Genomic DNA, 16,626 nt, shown 5'->3' on the forward strand with positions numbered 1-16,626 from the left:
GGAACGGACGCTTCCTTTGTACTCACCCGAGAGACTCTCTCAGGCTTTCCTCCGGGCGCTTCCCTTCGGTCTTGCGTTTCCGACTCTATCAGATCTTTTCTCGATCCGATTTCCTCGGTGCTTTCCAGGTTCCCGCTCTCGCGTTTCCCTTTCCGGCGTTTCCGACTCTATCAGATCCTTTCGGCGTCTGATTCCCAGTCAGAGGGGGTTGTCTTCGCGGCTCTCGGGCCGTTCCGACGTCTCAAACCTTAGCGGATCCGCTCGGCAGTTCCTAATCGAGCTGCCGGGCCCGATTCGAATTGAATTCGGGCACGCCGAAATTCAACCCCGTCGGGAGATCGTGCTGATGGTTTGAGTGCCGCTTGAGCGGCGGGAGTGTCATCGAAGAACCGTTCCGGCTCCCCGACAACCCGAAGAACTCTACCCACCGCACAGGGCAGTGTCAAGCACCCCTTGTCAAGATCTTTTCGAGGGTGCTCCCGGCGGCCTCAGTCCAGGTCGCTGAGCCGGCCGCCGGCGTCCGGCTGGGCGTGCTCCACCCGGCGCAGGAGCCTGGTCAGGACCTCGCCGAGGGTTGTGCGCTCCCCCGGGGAGAGGTCCTGGAGCAGGTCCTCCTCGAAGACCGTGGCCAGGCGCATCGCCTCCAGCCACTTCTCCCTCCCCTCCGGCGTCAGCTCCACGATGACGCGCACGCGGTTGGACTCGTCCCGTTCCCGGGTCACCAGTCCTTCGGTGACCATGCGGTCGATCCGGTGGGTCATCGCGGCCGGCGTCAGGCCGAGGCGCTTGGCCAGATCGCTGGGGCCCAGGCGGTAGGGAGCGCCGGAGAGGACGAGGGCCTTGAGGACCTCCCACTCGGCGCTGCTGATGCCCAGCTCGGCGGTCTGGCGGCCGTAGGCGACGTTCATGCGGCGGTTGAGGCGGGAGAGGGCCGAGACGATCTTCTCGACCTGGGGGTCGAGGCCCCTGAACTCGCGCTGATAGGCGGCGATCTGCTCTTCGAGGGTCGGCTCAGTGGCGCCGGGGGGCTCGGCCATGTCCGCAGTATCGCATGCGGCGACTTTGCCTTGAAGTCCTTCGGAATATACTCTTTAGCTTCGAAGTTTAGCTTTGAAGTCTTCACATCTAACTAGTGAGAGAGGTGAACGTGACCAGGGCGAAGGGCGCAGCGATGCGCCGGATCCACGTGGGCAACGCACTCAGCGCGTTCGGGCTCGGTTTCACCGTCCCCTACCTGTACGTCTATGTGGCGCAGGTGCGGGGTCTTGGTGCCATGACGGCGGGACTCGTGCTCGCCGTCTTCGCCGTGGCCGCGCTGATCGTGCTGCCGTTCGCCGGACGGGCGATCGTGCGGCGCGGTCCACTGCCGGTCCTGCTCGCCGCCCTGGTCACCGCAGCTCTCGGCGCGCTGAGCCTGGGGCTGGCCGGCAGCGCCAGCACCGTGCTGGCCTCGGCTGCCGCGCTCGGGGCCGGGCAGGCGGTGATGCAGCCGGCGCTGGCGACGATGATCGTGGACTGCTCGACGACGGAGACGCGGTCGCGGGCGTTCGCCATGCAGTTCTTCCTGCAGAACCTCGGGCTGGGCGTCGGCGGGCTCATCGGCGGGCATCTCGTCGACACCACGCGCGTGTCCTCCTTCACCCTTCTGTTCGCGATCGAGGCGGCGATGTTCCTGCTGCTGGTCGTGATCATGGCGACGGTGCGGGTGCCGTCCGCGCCTCGGGTCGGGGACGCGCCCCGGCAGTCCGCCAAGGGCAGCTGGCGGCAGCTGCTCCGCAATCGGGCCATGGTGCAGCTGTCCGTTCTGGGCTTCGTGCTGTTCTTCGCCTGCTACGGCCAGTTCGAGTCGGGGCTGAGTGCGTACGGAGTAGAAGCCGCCGGCATCTCGACCTCCGCGCTGGGGACCGCGCTGGCCGCCAACACCGCCATGATCGTCGTCGCCCAGTTCGCGGTGCTGAAGTTCGTCGAGCGGCAGAAGCGGTCGCGGGTGATCGCGGCCGTGGGACTGATCTGGGCCGTGGCGTGGGTCGTCGCCGGGTACGCGGGGCTCGGGCACGGCAGCCAGGAGATGGCGACGGCGGCGTTCGTGTCGACGTACGCGCTGTTCGGGCTGGGTGAGGCGATGCTGTCGCCGACGGTCGCGCCGCTGGTCGCCGATCTGGCGCCGAGTGGGATGGCCGGGCAGTACAACTCGGCTTTCGCCCTGGTGAAGCAGCTCGCGCTGGCCGTCGGTCCCGCGGTGGGCGGGCCGATGGGGGCCTCGCTGCACGCGCCGTACATCGTGACGTTCCTGCTGTTCTCGCTGGGGATCACCTACCTCGCCGTACGGCTGGGGCGGCAGCTGACCGCCGTACAGGATCAGCCGTGGCTGGTGCGGAATCGGGTGGTGGCCAAGGGTGGGGCCGTGGTGGAGCCCGTGGCCGCGGAGGCGTGAGGGCCGGAAGCCGAGGGCGGCCGTCGTTCTGAGGACGACGGCCGCCTTTTTGTGTGATCAGCGGATCGCTGTCACCAGGGTCGCGGTGAAGGGGAAGGTGCTCGTGCCCTCGGGGAGGTGGGCGCGGATGGTGTGGGCGGCTTCGATGAGGGTCTGCTCGGTCATCGCCCGGCTCGGGGAGAGGGCGGAGAGATGGGCGGGGACCAGCTCCTCCAGCGGGAAGAGCTCGATGTCGAAGGTGATGTCGCGGTGGGTCGTGGTGCCGTAGCCCGCCCGGCGCAGGGAGTCGGTCAGGCGTTCGGCGGTGCAGGAGAAGGCCGTCCGGTAGGTGGCCGCCGCGTCCGGGCCGCCGTGCTTGCGCAGGGCGTGGTGCTGCGCGACGCAGTACGGGGACTCGTCCATACGGGTCCAGACGGTGGCCGCGAAGCGGCCCTGGGGGCGGGTGACGCGGGCGGCTTCGCGCAGGGCCGCGTCGAGGTCGGGGAAGAACTGGGCGCCCTGCTGGCACAGGACCACGTCGAAGGCCTGGTCGCGGTGGGGGATGTCGTCGGCGGGTGCCGCGGTGAACTCGATGTCCGGGTACAGGCGGGGGTGGCGGGCCCGCGCGACTTCCAGCCGGTCCTCGTCGATGTCGACGCCGAAGACCCGTCCGGCAGGACCGACCTGCGGGGCTGCGGCACGGGCCGCGAAGCCGGTGCCGCAGGCGAGGTCGAGGACGGTGGCGCCGGGGTAGAGGTCCGCGGCGTCCACGAGTGCGGTGACGAAGGGCGCCATGAGGGGCGCGACGTAGTGTTCGTAGCGCTCGGGGGCGCTTCCCTTGAGGTGAAAGCCCGTTGCGTCTGCCATTGGGAAGCAATTAGCACCGGGGGACGGGTTCGCCTAGGTGCTCGGCAGGACGAACTCGCACCACACCGCCTTTCCGCCACCGGGGGTGCGTCGGCTGCCCCAGTTGGAGGCGATCGTGGCGACGATCGCGATGCCCCGGCCGGACTCGTCGCCCGGTTCGGCGCGGCGGCGGCGCGGGAGGTGGTCGTCGCCGTCGGTGACCTCGATGATCAGTCGGCGGTCGGTGCGGCGCAGGCGCAGCCGCATGGGCGGGATGCCGTGCTGGAGGGAGTTGGCGACGAGTTCGCTGGTGGCGAGGACGCCGAGGTCGTGCAGGTCGGGCGGGAAGCGCCAGCTGGTGAGGACGCCGGAGGCGAAGGCACGCGCGCGTGGGGCCGCTTCGACGCCGCCGAGGAGTTCCAGTGCGGCGTTGCGGAAGAGTTCGCTGTCGGCGCCGGTGCGGGCGGGGTGCTGGAGGACCAGGACGGCCACGTCGTCGTCGTGGTCGGCGGTGACGCCGGCCGAGCGGACCAGACGGTCGCAGACGACCTGGGGGGTGCCGGTGGCGCCGGCCAGGGCACGTTCGAGGGAGGCGATGCCTTCGTCGAGGTCCTCGTCGCGCCGCTCGACCAGGCCGTCCGTGTAGAGGACGGCGGTGGAGCCGGGGCCGAGAGGGATGGAGCCGGAGGCGTGCATCCAGCCGCCGGTGCCGAGGGGCGGGCCGGTGGGTTCGTCGGCGCGCTGGACGTGGCCCTGGTCGTCGCGGACCAGGATGGGGAGGTGGCCGGCCGAGGCGTACACCAGCCGTCCCTCGTTCGGGTCGTGGACGGCGTACACGCACGTGGCGATCTGGTTGGCGTCGATCTCGGTGGCGAGGCCGTCGAGGAGGTTGAGGACCTCGTGCGGGGGGAGGTCGAGGCGGGCGTAGGCGCGTACGGCGGTGCGGAGCTGGCCCATGACGGCGGCGGCGCGGACGCCGCGGCCCATGACGTCGCCGATGACGAGGGCGGTACGGCCGCCGCCGAGGGTGATGACGTCGTACCAGTCGCCGCCGACGGCTGCTTCGGTGCCGCCGGGCTGGTAGGTGGCGGCGATCCGCAGGTCGTCCGGTTGTTCGAGCTCCTGGGGGAGGAGGGAGCGCTGGAGGGTGACGGCGGTCTCGCGCTGGCGGCGCTCGCTGGCGCGCAGGCGCTCGGCGGCCTCGGCATGGTCGGTGACGTCGGTGGCGAAGATGAGAACGGCGCTGCCCGCGCCTTCGCCGGTGTCTTCGGCGACCGGGGTGCAGGTGAAGGTGTAGTGGCGGCCGTCGGGGGCCTTGCGGGACTTCAGGGTGCGGGGCTTGCCGCTGCGCTGGGCCTGGTCGAGGAGGGGCATGAGGCCGAGGTCGCGGAGTTCCGGGAGGGCCTCGGCGGCCGGTTCGCCGCAGGGGCGTGGGCCGAAGGCCGCCGTGTAGGCGTCGTTGACGTAGGCGAGGCGGTGGTCGATGCCGTGGACGAGGGCGACGAGGGCCGGGACGCGGTCGAGGACCTCACGGACCGGGAGTTCGTCGACGGCCGGCACGGGGGGCGGATCGTCGGTCAGTTGTTCGGCGCGGGCCGCGGGTACGGAGCCCTCGCTCCGCCGGTCCGTGATGGTGACCGTGTGCTCGGCCCGCGCGGCGGCGCGGCGCTGAGTTCCGGGGAGCCGGGCGCTCCAGCGCGTGAAGTTCACGAATCCTTGCCTCGTGTAGTCGTCGTCGGCCGGCTCCGGGCCCGGCCTGGGCTCCGGGGGCCGCGCGGCGGTGGCCGCACATTGTTGCAGCACCCGGGGAGTGGAGCACTTGGGAACAGCCTCTGTGAGCAGCAAGCAGTCTGGCAGTGTGGCCGCGGTCCCGGCCGACATTCGTCAGACGTGGGGGCGGTCGGGGGAGTTCCTGGATCCGGTCAGGACGACCCCTTCGGGTCGTCGGAAGCCTCGTCAGAAGGCTTTCCACCGGCAGCGAGTTCGAACTCCGCGCGGGGATGTTCGAGGGATCCCAGGGAGACGATCTCCCGTTTGAAGAGCCCGGCCAGGGTCCATTCGGCGAGCACGCGCGCCTTGCGGTTGAAGGTGGGCACGCGGCTGAGGTGGTAGGCGCGGTGCATGAACCAGGCGGGGTAGCCCTTGAGCTTGCGTCCGTAGATGTGGGCGACGCCCTTGTGCAGGCCGAGGGAGGCGACGGAGCCGACGTACTTGTGGGAGTAGGTCTCGAGGGGTTCGCCGCGCAGCGAGCGCACGATGTTGTCGCCGAGGAGCCTGGCCTGGCGGACGGCGTTCTGGGCGTTGGGGGCGGTCTCCCTGCCTGCTTCGGCGGCGGTCACGTCGGGGACGGCCGCCGCGTCTCCGGCCGCCCACGCGTGCGTGACGCCGTCGATCCTGAGCTCGGGGGTGCATTTCAGCCGACCTCGTTCAGTGAGGGGGAGGTCGGTGGCGGCGAGCACGGGGTGGGGTTTGACGCCGGCGGTCCACACGACCGTACGGGTCGGGAAGCGGGCGCCGTCGCTGAGGACGGCGATGCGGTCCGCGCAGGACTCCAGGCGGGTGTTCAGGCGTACGTCGATGTTGCGGCGGCGCAGTTCGCTGACGGTGTAGCGGCCCATCTCCTCGCCGACCTCCGGCAGGATCCGGTCGGAGGCCTCGACGAGGATCCACTTCATGTCCTCGGGCTTGACGTTGTGGTAGTAGCGCGTGGTGTAGCGGGCCATGTCCTCGAGTTCGCCGAGTGCCTCCACGCCCGCGTACCCGCCGCCGACGAAGACGAAGGTGAGGGCGGCGTCGCGGATGGCGGGGTCGCGGGTGGAGGAGGCGATGTCCATCTGTTCGATGACGTGGTTGCGCAGGCCGATGGCCTCCTCGACGGTCTTGAAGCCGATGGCGTAGTCCGCGAGGCCGGGGACGGGAAGCGTGCGGGAGACGGAGCCGGGTGCGAGGACGAGCTCGTCGTACGTGAGCTGCTGGGGGCCGGTGCCCTCTTCCTCGGTGGCGAGGGTGGTGAGGGTGGCGGTGCGTTTGGCGTGGTCGATGGCGGTGACCTCGCCGACGACGACCCGGCAGTGCGGCAGGACGCGGCGCAGGGGGACGACGACGTGCCGGGGGGAGACCGCGCCGGCGGCGGCCTCGGGGAGGAACGGCTGGTAGGTCATGTACGGGTCGGGCGTGACGACCGTGATCTCGGCCTCGCCCCGGCCGAGTTCCTGTTTCAGCTTCCGCTGGAGCCGCAGTGCCGTGTACATCCCGACGTAGCCGCCGCCGACAACGAGAATGCGCGCACGTTCCTTCACCATCCCATGACGCACCCGGCGCCGGAGTTTGTCCACAGCCCCGACAATTTGTGTGACCGCGAGCCATGCGGGCACGTGGTTGGCCGAAAGACTGGCGTATGGGGCAGGTGCGCAGGTCAGCGGGTGTGCGCCGGGGTGCGGGAAGTGGCGTAATCGGGACGTATACGACCCGTACTCCGATCGGGGGGCGCTCCGTGCGGAACCTGCCCCTTCTGAATTGACTGCCTCTCAACTATGTTCGTGTCGACGGGGTGTCAGGGGGAAGCGCGCTCCATGGTCCGCGACGGGCGGGTCCGGGAGTCGGTCCCCGGTTCCACGCGCCCCGGAATTCGATGGCGGGGAGAGTCTCCGGGGGGAGACGTCATTACCGGGGGATCATTCATGCACATTCAGGACACGCATTGGTCGTCCGCTTCCGCGCTTGCGCACGGTGGCGGTGTGAGCGCGGTGGGCAACGGACGCGGGGACGGCCCGCGGACCACTCCGCTGCGCGTGGACGCACAGCGCAATCTGGAGCACGTCCTGCGGGCGGCGCGCGAGGTGTTCGGCGAGCTGGGGTACGGCGCGCCGATGGAGGACGTGGCGCGGCGCGCGCGGGTGGGTGTGGGGACCGTGTACCGGCGGTTCCCGAGCAAGGACGTCCTGGTCCGGCGGATAGCCGAGGAGGAGACGTCCCGGCTGACCGATCAGGCGCGGGCGGCGCTCGGCCAGGAGGACGAACCGTGGTCGGCGCTGTCGCGCTTCCTGCGGACCTCGGTGGCTTCGGGTGCCGGGCGGCTGCTGCCGCCGCAGGTGCTGCGGGTCGGGGCCTTCGCCGAGGACGGCTCCGAGGGCCCGGCGGCCGACGAGGCGCGGGTGCCGCAGCAGCGGACCCAGCCGGGCGGCGGTGAGCTGCGGCTGGTCGCCGAGGACGGTGCGGCGACGGGTGCCTCTGGCGCCTCCGACGCCTCCGTGGGCGACGACAGCGGGGCCGCGGCGCTGCTCGAGGTCGTGGGCCGGCTCGTGGAGCGGGCGCGGGCGGCGGGCGAACTGCGGGCGGATGTGTCGGTGTCGGATGTGCTGCTGGTGATCGCGACGGCGGCGCCCTCGCTGCCGGACCCGGCCCAGCAGGCGGCGGCGTCGGCGCGGCTGCTGGACATCCTGCTGGAGGGACTGCGCTCGCGCCCGTCCTCCTGAGCGGCTGGTCGCGGGTCACTCGAAGGGGTGGTCGGGGTGGGGATGCGTCGGCGTCCGCACCCCGGTCAGCGCTGCCCGGACATGTGGGGCATTTCGTTCGGGCGGCCCAACTGCTGCCCACAGCAGGACAGTTGAACCTTCCCCGTACGGGTGAAAGTTAGTACTGGATCGCGACAGGTCCCCACGGACGAGTGGACAGGCTGTCCCGTCAGGTACTGAACAAAAGCCAATATGGCACTCTGACCCGTTGTCGGGACCGGGTGGGCAGGTGGCGGGGGCTTTCCGCGATGAGCGTTGACGGGCGGGACGAGCAGGTGCCGAGCCAGGGCAGGCGCACGCGCTCACCGGAGAGCGGCGTGCCCGCCCAGCGGGAGCGGCCCGACGAGGGTGGCCTGCCGCCGCCCCGGGATCTGCCGGCCGCCGACGCCGACCTGATCGGCCGGATGCGCGCGGGCGACGACACGGCGTACGAGGAGCTGTATCGGCGCCATGCCGACGCCGTGCGCCGGTACGCGCGCACCTGCTGCCGGGACGCCCACACCGCCGACGACCTCACCGCCGAGGTCTTCGCCCGCATGCTCCAGGCGGTACGCGGCGGCTCGGGACCCGAGTACGCCGTCCGCGCCTACCTCCTCACCTCCGTCCGGCGGGTCGCCGCGGGCTGGACGCGGTCGTCGAAGCGGGAGCAGCTCGTCGACGACTTCGCGGTGTTCGCCGCGCAGGCCTCCCGCTCGTCGGAGGAGCGGGACGACACGGCGGCCATGGGCTCGTTCGGGGCCGGCCTCGACGTGGGCGCCGATGTGCGCGCCCTGCACGAGGCCGAGCAGTCCATGGCCATGCAGGCCTTCCGCTCGCTGCCCGAGCGCTGGCAGGCCGTGCTGTGGCACACCGAGGTCGAGGACGAGTCGCCGAGCGAGGTCGCCATGCTCTTCGGCCTCGACGCCAACGGCACGCGCGTCCTCGCCAGCCGTGCCCGCGAGGGCCTCAAGCAGGCCTATCTCCAGGCCCATGTCAGCGCCACTCTCACCAGCGACGAGGAGTGCGCCCACTACGCCGACCAGCTCGGCACCTACGCCCGCCGCCGACTGCGCACCCGCGCCGAACGCGGGCTGCGCAAACACCTGGAGGAGTGCGCCAGGTGTCGGCTGGCCGCCCTCCAGATCGAGGAGGTCGCCGGCAGCATCCCCGCCGTGGTGCCGGTCGCGGTCATCGGCTGGTTCGGCGCCGCCGGGTACGCGAAGGCGCTGGGGCTCATCGCGAGCGGGGCTGGAGCGGGCGCGGCGGGCGCGGCTGCTGTGATGGGCGGTGGCTCCTCCGGTGCGGCGGGTGTGGCTGCGGGTGCGGGGGTGGCGGGCGCGGGTGCGGGCGTGGCGGGTGCAGGCGCGGGTGCCGCGGGCACTGGTGCGGGCGTGGCGGGTGCAGGCATGGCGGGTGGGGCGGCCGGCGGCGGCTCCACCGGGGCGGCGGGCGCAGGTGCGGCGGCGAGTGACGCCTCCTCCAGTGGGGCGGGTGCCGCGGGCGCGGTGGGTGGTGGCTCCACCGGCTCGGCGGGTGTGGGTGGGGCGGTCGGTGGTGGCTCCTCCGGTGGGGCAGGGGCGGGTGGGGGTGCGGTGGTCTCGGAGGGGCTGGGGGCGCCGGTGAAGGCCGGGATCGCTGCCGGTGTGGTGGCGGTGGCGGCCGCCGCGGTGGCCCTCGCCCTCGTCGGCGACGAAAGTTCCGCGAAGCAGCCCGTGGCCGCGCCTCCGGCCTCCGCGCCCGTGGTCCGGCCGCAGGATCCGACACCCACGCCGACTCGTACGACGCAGTCGCCCGAGGCGGACCCGCCGGCGATCGTCCCGGCGGCGGCGCCGACCCCGACACCCACCCCCACCCCGGCCCAACGGCGTACGTCCGCCCCGACGCCGACCCCCACGCCCACCCAGCCGCTCCCACCGGCACCGGGCCCGACGCCTCCTCCCACTCCGACGTCCACGCCTTCGCCCACTCCCCCGCCCGCCCCGGTCGTCTATCCGCTGAGCGAGCTGCCGTTCGACGTCAACGGAGACGGCACGGGCCCCGAGATCCGGTTGGGCGCGAGCAGTTGGGTGTGGCAGCGCTACGGGCTGTCCATCGCCGACCGGCAGTACGCGCGCGGGGTGACCGTGCACGGCAGGTCCTCCGTCACCGTCGACCTCAACCGCGCCTGCACCTCCTACGACGCGCTGGTCGGCGTCGACGACCTGACGCTGAAGCTCGGCAAGGTGTCCTTCGCCCTCTACGCCGACGGGGTCCGGCTGTGGACGTCGGGGGCGGTCAAGGGCGGCGACCCCGCCGTGCCGGTCCATGTGGACCTGGGCGGCCGCGAAACCGTCCGGCTGGTGGTCGAGCCGCACAGCCACGTCGACGGGGTGGCCCTGGCGGACTGGGCCGAGTCGAAGTTCACCTGCTCGTAGGCAGGGTGGTGGACGCCGGATGGGCCCGGACGGCGTCGGCGAGTTCCCGTAGGACGTCGTCCGCCGTGAGGGCAGTGCCGTGGGCGCGCTCGGCCCGGTGGCGTGCCACGCCCAGCGCCGCACGGGCCGCGTTCTCGGCTTGTTCGGCACGCGCGTGTTGCGGGGCGGGGCGGGCGTGGGGGCCGCGCAGGGTGTCGGCGGCCGCCAGCAGCCTCACCGTGCGTGGGAAGTCCCCGAGCCGGGACAGCAGTTCCGCCGCACCGTCCACGACTGTCGAGGTGATCGCCCCGGTGCACTGGTCGGCCAACGCCCGGTGCAGCGTGTCGGCGTACATCGGCAGGGCGTGCTCGGAGCCGGACTCCGCTGCTGTGACGTCCGCGTGGAGCATGTTCAGCGCCGCCATGAACTGCGGGGGCGGGGTGCCCCGCCGGGTTTCCATGAGGGTCGCGTCGCAGAGTTCGCGCGCGCGGGCGACATCGCCGTCGTGGAGCGCGATGTGGGCGTGCAGCAGTACGACGAACGCCCGGGCGTCCGCCGTTCCGTAGCGGTCGGCAAGCGCGCTCGCCTCGTCCAGCGCCTTCACCGCGCCATCGAGGTCACCCACGCGGTAGCCGATCTCCGCGAGCCGGGCCATGAGGAACGCCGTCTCGGCATACGCACCGACCTCGTAGGCGAGTCGCAGCGCCTCCCGGTACTCCCGCTCGGCCGACGCGAAACGGCCGCGGGCCATCTCCGCCTCGGCGACCGCACTGCACACCTGGGCCCGCATCCAGCGGTCGCCGACCCGCCGGCTGATCGCGCGCAGCTCGGCCAGGTCGTCGTCCACTCCGGCCAGCCCGCCGGGGGAGTCGACGGCCATGTGCGTACGGAACATCAGCATGCAGCCCAGCTCCCAGTCGCCGCCGTACGCACGGCAGTTGGCGACGGCCATGTCCAGGACGCGGCGGACGTCGACCGTGTCCCGCATCTGGAACGCCGTCAGCGGCCAGAGCATCCCAGGCATCCGGGCCGCTTCCGGGCCGCCGGGCTCGAAGCGGGCCTGGATGCCGAGGAGGTAGGCCTGGTAGCGGGGGTCGCCCTCCACGTCTCTGGGCTCGGACTCCGAGAGCAGGAACAGGTGCAGCATCCGCAGGTTCGTCCGCTGCCTGTACCTCGGATGCCCGCCCTCCCGTGCTTCCTCGACGGTCGGCTCGGCGAGGGCGGCGTCGACGGGGTCCAGGGCCGCCATGCGCTCGGCCAGGTCGGCCGGGACGGGCACGGAGCGGCAGATGAGCGTGGGCACCTGGGCGGGGGCGGGCGAGGGGTCCGCCGGCAGGGCGGGGAGCGAGTCCAGGACAGCGCCCAGGCGCAGGGTGCGGTCGGCCCAGGCGGCGCCCTCGTGCCGGTAGTTGCGCAGCCACCAGAACCAGCTCATGGCGAGGCAGAGCGCGGCGGCCTCCTCCTCGTCGGCCGTGGTGATCGCGCGCTGGATCGCCACCCGGATGTTGTCCAGCTCGGTCTCCAGACGGGAGATCCACGGGAGTTGCTCGGCGGAGCGGAGCAGGGGGTCGGCCTTCTCCACGAGCGCGCGCACCCACGCGCGGTGCCGGCGCTCGGCCGCCTCGCGCGCGTGCGGGTCCTCGGCGGCGCGCTCGACGGCGTACTCGTGGATCGTCTCCAGCATGCGGTAGCGCATGCCGTCGCCGCCGTCCTGCTCGCACGGGGCCGCCACCACCAGGGACTTGTCGACGAGCGCGCCGACGACGTCCGCGACCGGGCCGGTGCACACGGCCTCGGCGGCCTCCAGGTCCCAGCCGCCCGCGAAGACGGACAGCTCGCGCAGCACGGTCCGCTCCGGTGCGTCGAGCAGCTCCCAGGACCAGTCGACCACGGCGCGCAGGGTCTGCTGGCGGGGCAGGGCCGTGCGGCTGCCGGAGGTGAGGAGGCGGAAGCGGTCGTCGAGGCGGTCGGCGATCTGCCGGGGGGTGAGCAGCCGGAGCCGGGCGGCGGCCAGCTCGATGGCCAGGGGCAGGCCGTCGAGCCGTCGGCAGATCTCCGCGACCGCCTCCTCGTCCCGGCCTCGCAGGGTGGCGGCCGCGGTGGGGCGTACGGCGGCGGCACGCTCCCTGAAGAGGCGGTGCGCCTGCTCGGGGAGGAGGGGCTCGACCGGGCGGACCGACTCGCCGGGGACGCCCAGGGGTTCACGGCTGGTGGCGAGGATCGTGAGCCCCGGGCAGCGGGTGAGGAGGGTCTCGGCGAGGGCGGCGGCCGCACCAATGACATGCTCGCAGTTGTCAAGGATCAGGAGTTGGCTGCGCGGGGCGCAGTACTCGACGAGCAGGGCGACCGGGTCGTCCTGCGGGGTCGCCAGATCGCTGCCCATCAGCACGGTCTCGCGCAGACCGAGGGCACTGACGACCGCGCCCGGTACCGCCTCCGGCCGGTCGAGCGGGGCCAGCTCGACCAGCCACGCCTGCGGGAGCCCGGCGGCGGCTTCCTCGGCGAGACGGGTCTTTCCGGAGCCGCCCGGTCCGGTGAGGGTGACGAGGCGGGCCCTGTGCACTTCGGAACGGATGGCGTCGAGCTCGGGTTCCCGGCCCACGAAAGAGGTAAGACGCGGACGGATGTTGCCGTTTCGGTCGGGGGGCCGGGGTGGGGTGAAGGGGGCTGCGGAGTGGCTCTCGGACCGCTTCTCGGACCGCTTCTCGGGGCGGCTGAGGAGTTCGGCGTGGAGGGCGCGGAGTTCGGGGCCCGGGTCGGTGCCGAGGGCGTCGGCGAGGGTGCGGCGGGCGGTCTCGTACGCGGCGAGGGCGTCGGCGTCGCGGCCCGTGTCGCGCAGGGCGCGGATGAGGAGGGCGTGCAGCGGTTCGTCGTACGGGTGGGCGGCGGTGAGTTCTCTGAGGCGCGGGACGGCTTCGCGGGCGCGGCCGAGGAGGAGGTCGGCCTCGGCGCGGGCGCGGGTGGCATCGAGGTGCAGGGCCTCGGGGCGGGCGGCGGGGGTGCGGTCGGGGAGGTCGGCGAGGGCGGGGCCGCGCCAGAGGGCGAGGGCTTCGTCCAGGGTACGGGCGGCGGTTTCGGCGTCGGCGCCCTGCTGCAGGGCTGTGGTGGCCTGGCGTACGAGGCGTTCGAACACGTGGAGGTCCACGTCGTCCCGGGTCGCGGTGAGGGTGTAGCCGCCCGGGGTGGAGGTGATGGTGTCCTTGCCGAGGGTGCGGCGGAGGCGGCCGATGAGGGCCTGGAGGGCGGCGGGGGCGTCCTGGGGCGGGGTGTCGGGCCAGACCTCGTCGATGAGGGTTTCGGGGGGTGTGGGGAGGCCTGGGCGGAGGGCCAGGGCGGTGAGGAGGGCGCGGAGGCGGGGGCCGGGGACGGGTATGGGGGTGCCCTGGTCGTCCTCGGTCTGGGTGACGCCCAGGATTTTGAACCGCACGGGGCCATTGTCGCCGGGGGGGTGGGGCGGGGGCACGGGGTTTGTGGTGCGGGAGTGTTGAGCCGGGAGGTTTGCTGATGACCGTCCGCTTCAAGTTGCCCGGGGTGGGGGCTGGGCGGGGGTGGGTTCCGCTCGCCCGCGCTTGCGGGGTGCCGCTGCGCCCACCCGTGCCGCCCCAGCGGCACGACTGCCCGCAGCTGGGGGGCGACGGCCCGGCAGAACGACTGCCCGCAGCTACGGAAGACGACGGCCCAGCGAAACGGGCTGCCCGCAGCTGGGGGGCGACGGCCCGGCGGAACGGCTGCCCGCAGCTACGGAGCTATCTCAGCCGCACGACCTGCCGCAGCTGCGGTGAGCAATGGGGCAGCGTGACTGCCACTCCCCAGGGGGGCGGGGAACTGCGCGATCAGCCCACGACGGCCCGCAGTCGAATGACTGCTTCAACTCCCCTCGGCCGACCGCTCAGCCTCCGGAGGACACCGCTCGTCTCTGGGGAGCGATCCCCGCCGGTACCGCGCGGGCGCGGGCCGGGGTGCCGGTCCAGCAGGTGCCTCGGCGGGAGAGGAGGCGGCGGAGCCAGAGTTCGAGGGAGATGAGGTCGGCCAGGCCGGGGAGGGGGAGGGGTTCGCCGGAGGCGGCGGCGCGGACCGCCTTGCGGACGACTCGCGCCTCGATCAGGCCCGCCTCCGCGAGCAGGGGGGCGTCGAAGAGGGTGAGGAGGGGGTCGGTGGCCATGCGGAGGCCGGCGCGGGCCGCTGCCGTGGTGGTGCCGTGGGTGGGGGCGCCCCAGCCGGGCGGGAGGTCGGTGATGCCGGTGCCCTTGAGGACGGTGCGGAGGATCGCGGCACGCGCGCCAGGCTGTACGCGCAGGGTCTCGGGAAGCGCGCGGCAGGCGCGTACGACCTGGTTGTCGAGGAAGGGGGCGTGCAGCCGCTGGGAGCGGATCTCGGCGGCCTGTTCGAGGATGCGCAGGTCGGCGGCGTGGCGGGTGAGGGCGGCACGCGCGCGGTAGTCGCCCGGGCGCTGGCCGGGACCGACCCCGGCGCGATGCGCCGAATTCTGCAGAAGAACCGATACTTCAGCCAACGCCTCCCCCGTCAGCCAGCGCGCCGCCGGGCCCGGTCCGCCCCAGGTCAGGGCGGCGAGCGAGGCTCCGACCGCGCCTCCCGGGTCGTCGTCGAAGCTGCGGTGCAGCAGGCGGTCGGCGAGGTTCTCGACGCCGGCCCGGTACGGCGTACGGGCGAGTCTTCGGGCCGCTCCGTACACGCGCGCGGGGACCAGGACGGAGCCGTCGGCCTTCGTCAGCGCCGCGACGGGGCGGACGAGGTGGCGGCGCTTGCGGTCCATCAGCAGGTCCGCCAGCCGGGCCGGATGGGCGTCCAGGACCTGGCGGGCGCCGTAGCCGGTGAAGTGGTCGGCGCTGCCCGCGGCGAGGCGCGCGCGGTGGCGGGCGGCGCTCACCAGGCTGGGGCCGGGTTCGTCGGTCAGCGGGCCGTCCAGGTCGGCGTACGGCAGGGTCTCCTCGCCGCCGGCCACGACGACGTGGTGCAGCCGCGGGTTGGCGGCCAGGGCGCCGGCCCGCTGCAGTTCCTCCTCGCGGCCGCGCGTCGTCAGGTCGTTGAAGGTGACCGCCAGCAGACGCTCCCCCGCGCCCGTGCCGTGGCCCAGGACCGTACCCGGCATGCCAGGCAGGCCGGCCGCCAGCAGGGCCAGCGTGCCGGAGGCCGGGCCGCCGGAGAGGTCGGCGCCGATGCCCGGGACCGGCATCCCGCGCGCGGCACGGCGCTCGGCAGGGCCCATTCCGGGCACGGGACCGGGATCGATGTCGGGCACGTGTCTGGGCGCGGACAGACGCGCGCGTACCGCGTCTACGAGTGCGTCGCGCACCCCGTCGACCGCGCTGTCCGGGTCGGCGGGCGGTGCCGCCACGGCGAGGGAGGCGACCGGGTCGTACCCGGCGATCTCACGCGCCCCGGCGCGCAGGATCAGCGCATGCCCCGGCGGAACGCGCCGCACGCCGTCGTACGGCGTGGAGTCGTGCAGGGCGGCCGGGACGTCGGGGGCGGCCAGGAGCGCCGCCAGGTGGCCGAAGTCGAGGTTGGCCTCGATGAGGTCGGCGAGCGGCAGCGCGGCCGTCGCGTACGCGGTTCCGCCTGCCCAGGGGGTGTGGAACACCGGCCGTGCGCCCGCCAGGTCGCCGCAGACGGTGATGCGCCGGCCGACCTGGACGACCGCGGTGTAGCTGCCCGGCCAGGCCGTCAGATGGCGCAGTGCGCCCCCACGCGCGGCGAACAGTCCGACGCGCAGCTGCTCGTCGCTCGCCCCGCAGGTGCCGAGGACGGCGATCCGGGTCTGGGTGTCGGCCTTCACCACCCGTACCTCGTCGGGGCGCCAGTCGCCGACCGCCCACAGCGGATCGGGGTCGCCCCACAGGAGTTGGGAGCCGACGGGGTGCAAGGTCTCGCCGTCGTAGCCGACTTGGCCGCCGTAGGGTTCGCCGCCGTCGTAACGGCCGTCGTCGCGAAGGCCGTAGCCGACGGCTCCGCCCAGCGCACCCGCGGCGGTGCTGCTCCATCCCACCAACCACCGCATCGACGCCTCCACAGGCTGTGGACAACCGAGTGCACCGTACGAACGGTTCACCATGCTGCCACGAAGAACGCGCCACAGCGGGAGGCGGCGCCGCTTGTGATCCGGAGAGTGCGCCCGTGTGAAGGCGTCGGCGCCTGCCTGGGCGACCGCGCGCACCCCGGTGTCTGCGACACGAATGCGCCCCGGTACGCTCCCCCGAAAACGCCCTGCGCGCCCTCGATTTCCATGGTCGGAGGCGTTGTCACCCATGGATCGCAGGGTCGATTTTCGGCCAAATCCGGCGCGGGCGCCCTGTGTTGTACCTCTCGTGCGCACGCTCCGCACACGCTCCGTACACACGCGCGTGCTCGTCATGAGCCGCGCCGGCCCGGGAGGCGGAGTACGCCCCCCGGACCGTTCCGCCGCCCGCGGGGATGAAGGCGGCGGTGTCCCCCAGCCCACTGGATCCAGTACAGCGGGCCG

At 73.0% G+C, this 16,626-nt stretch carries 9 protein-coding genes; 3 read left to right on the forward strand and 6 right to left on the reverse strand.

Going from position 1 to position 16,626, the window contains the following annotated elements; translation table 11 throughout:
* Positions 1-488 precede the first annotated feature (488 nt).
* Positions 489-1,037, reverse strand: a complete 549-nt coding sequence (locus ACIRF9_RS29740; RefSeq protein WP_403828266.1) for a MarR family winged helix-turn-helix transcriptional regulator — start codon at positions 1,035-1,037, stop codon at positions 489-491.
* Between the two features lie 134 nt (positions 1,038-1,171).
* Here ACIRF9_RS29740 and ACIRF9_RS29745 point away from each other — a divergent pair, with 134 nt between their 5' ends.
* On the forward strand, positions 1,172-2,434 hold the full coding sequence (locus ACIRF9_RS29745; protein ID WP_403828769.1) for an MFS transporter: 1,263 nt from the start codon (positions 1,172-1,174) through the stop codon (positions 2,432-2,434).
* 57 nt (positions 2,435-2,491) lie between these two features.
* On the opposite strand, the gene ACIRF9_RS29750 is transcribed toward ACIRF9_RS29745, so the two are convergent.
* The 3 genes from ACIRF9_RS29750 to ACIRF9_RS29760 form a co-directional block, all read right to left on the reverse strand.
* Positions 2,492-3,280 carry a class I SAM-dependent methyltransferase gene (locus ACIRF9_RS29750; protein WP_403828268.1) on the reverse strand — a complete coding sequence of 263 codons (789 nt, stop codon included), beginning with the start codon at positions 3,278-3,280 and terminating at the stop codon, positions 2,492-2,494.
* Positions 3,281-3,313: 33 nt separating this feature from the next.
* Entirely contained in the window at positions 3,314-4,969 is a 1,656-nt protein-coding gene (locus ACIRF9_RS29755; protein ID WP_403828270.1) for a SpoIIE family protein phosphatase, read from the reverse strand.
* Between the two features lie 212 nt (positions 4,970-5,181).
* Positions 5,182-6,561, reverse strand: coding sequence for an NAD(P)/FAD-dependent oxidoreductase (locus ACIRF9_RS29760; RefSeq protein WP_403828272.1), 1,380 nt, complete (start codon positions 6,559-6,561; stop codon positions 5,182-5,184).
* Positions 6,562-6,939: 378 nt separating this feature from the next.
* Here ACIRF9_RS29760 and ACIRF9_RS29765 point away from each other — a divergent pair, with 378 nt between their 5' ends.
* Together ACIRF9_RS29765 and ACIRF9_RS29770 are read left to right on the forward strand one after the other, a co-directional pair.
* On the forward strand, positions 6,940-7,734 hold the full coding sequence (locus ACIRF9_RS29765) for a TetR/AcrR family transcriptional regulator (protein ID WP_403828274.1): 795 nt from the start codon (positions 6,940-6,942) through the stop codon (positions 7,732-7,734).
* Between the two features lie 287 nt (positions 7,735-8,021).
* A complete protein-coding gene (locus ACIRF9_RS29770; RefSeq protein ID WP_403828276.1) occupies positions 8,022-10,166 on the forward strand; it encodes a sigma-70 family RNA polymerase sigma factor in 2,145 nt (714 codons plus the stop codon).
* Here ACIRF9_RS29770 and ACIRF9_RS29775 read toward each other — a convergent pair.
* The gene (locus tag ACIRF9_RS29775; protein WP_403828278.1) at positions 10,153-13,572 is read right to left on the reverse strand and encodes a BTAD domain-containing putative transcriptional regulator; all 3,420 of its coding nucleotides are present in this window, start codon (positions 13,570-13,572) and stop codon (positions 10,153-10,155) included. The two genes, ACIRF9_RS29770 and ACIRF9_RS29775, sit on opposite strands and share 14 nt — an antisense overlap.
* 462 nt (positions 13,573-14,034) lie before the next feature.
* On the reverse strand, positions 14,035-16,164 hold the full coding sequence (locus tag ACIRF9_RS29780) for an asparagine synthase-related protein (protein ID WP_403828280.1): 2,130 nt from the start codon (positions 16,162-16,164) through the stop codon (positions 14,035-14,037).
* Positions 16,165-16,626: the final 462 nt, after the last annotated feature.

Source organism: Streptomyces sp. NPDC096132 (assembly GCF_044763345.1).
Lineage (GTDB): Bacteria > Actinomycetota > Actinomycetes > Streptomycetales > Streptomycetaceae > Streptomyces.

Coding starts and splice junctions, on each gene's coding strand:
- ACIRF9_RS29765 (WP_403828274.1), top strand. CDS start 6,940: ATGCACATTCAGGACACGCATTGGTCGTCCGCTTCCGCGCTTGCGCAC.
- ACIRF9_RS29770 (WP_403828276.1), top strand. CDS start 8,022: ATGAGCGTTGACGGGCGGGACGAGCAGGTGCCGAGCCAGGGCAGGCGC.
- ACIRF9_RS29750 (WP_403828268.1), bottom strand. CDS start 3,280: ATGGCAGACGCAACGGGCTTTCACCTCAAGGGAAGCGCCCCCGAGCGC.
- ACIRF9_RS29780 (WP_403828280.1), bottom strand. CDS start 16,164: ATGCGGTGGTTGGTGGGATGGAGCAGCACCGCCGCGGGTGCGCTGGGC.
- ACIRF9_RS29740 (WP_403828266.1), bottom strand. CDS start 1,037: ATGGCCGAGCCCCCCGGCGCCACTGAGCCGACCCTCGAAGAGCAGATC.
- ACIRF9_RS29760 (WP_403828272.1), bottom strand. CDS start 6,561: ATGGTGAAGGAACGTGCGCGCATTCTCGTTGTCGGCGGCGGCTACGTC.
- ACIRF9_RS29745 (WP_403828769.1), top strand. CDS start 1,172: ATGCGCCGGATCCACGTGGGCAACGCACTCAGCGCGTTCGGGCTCGGT.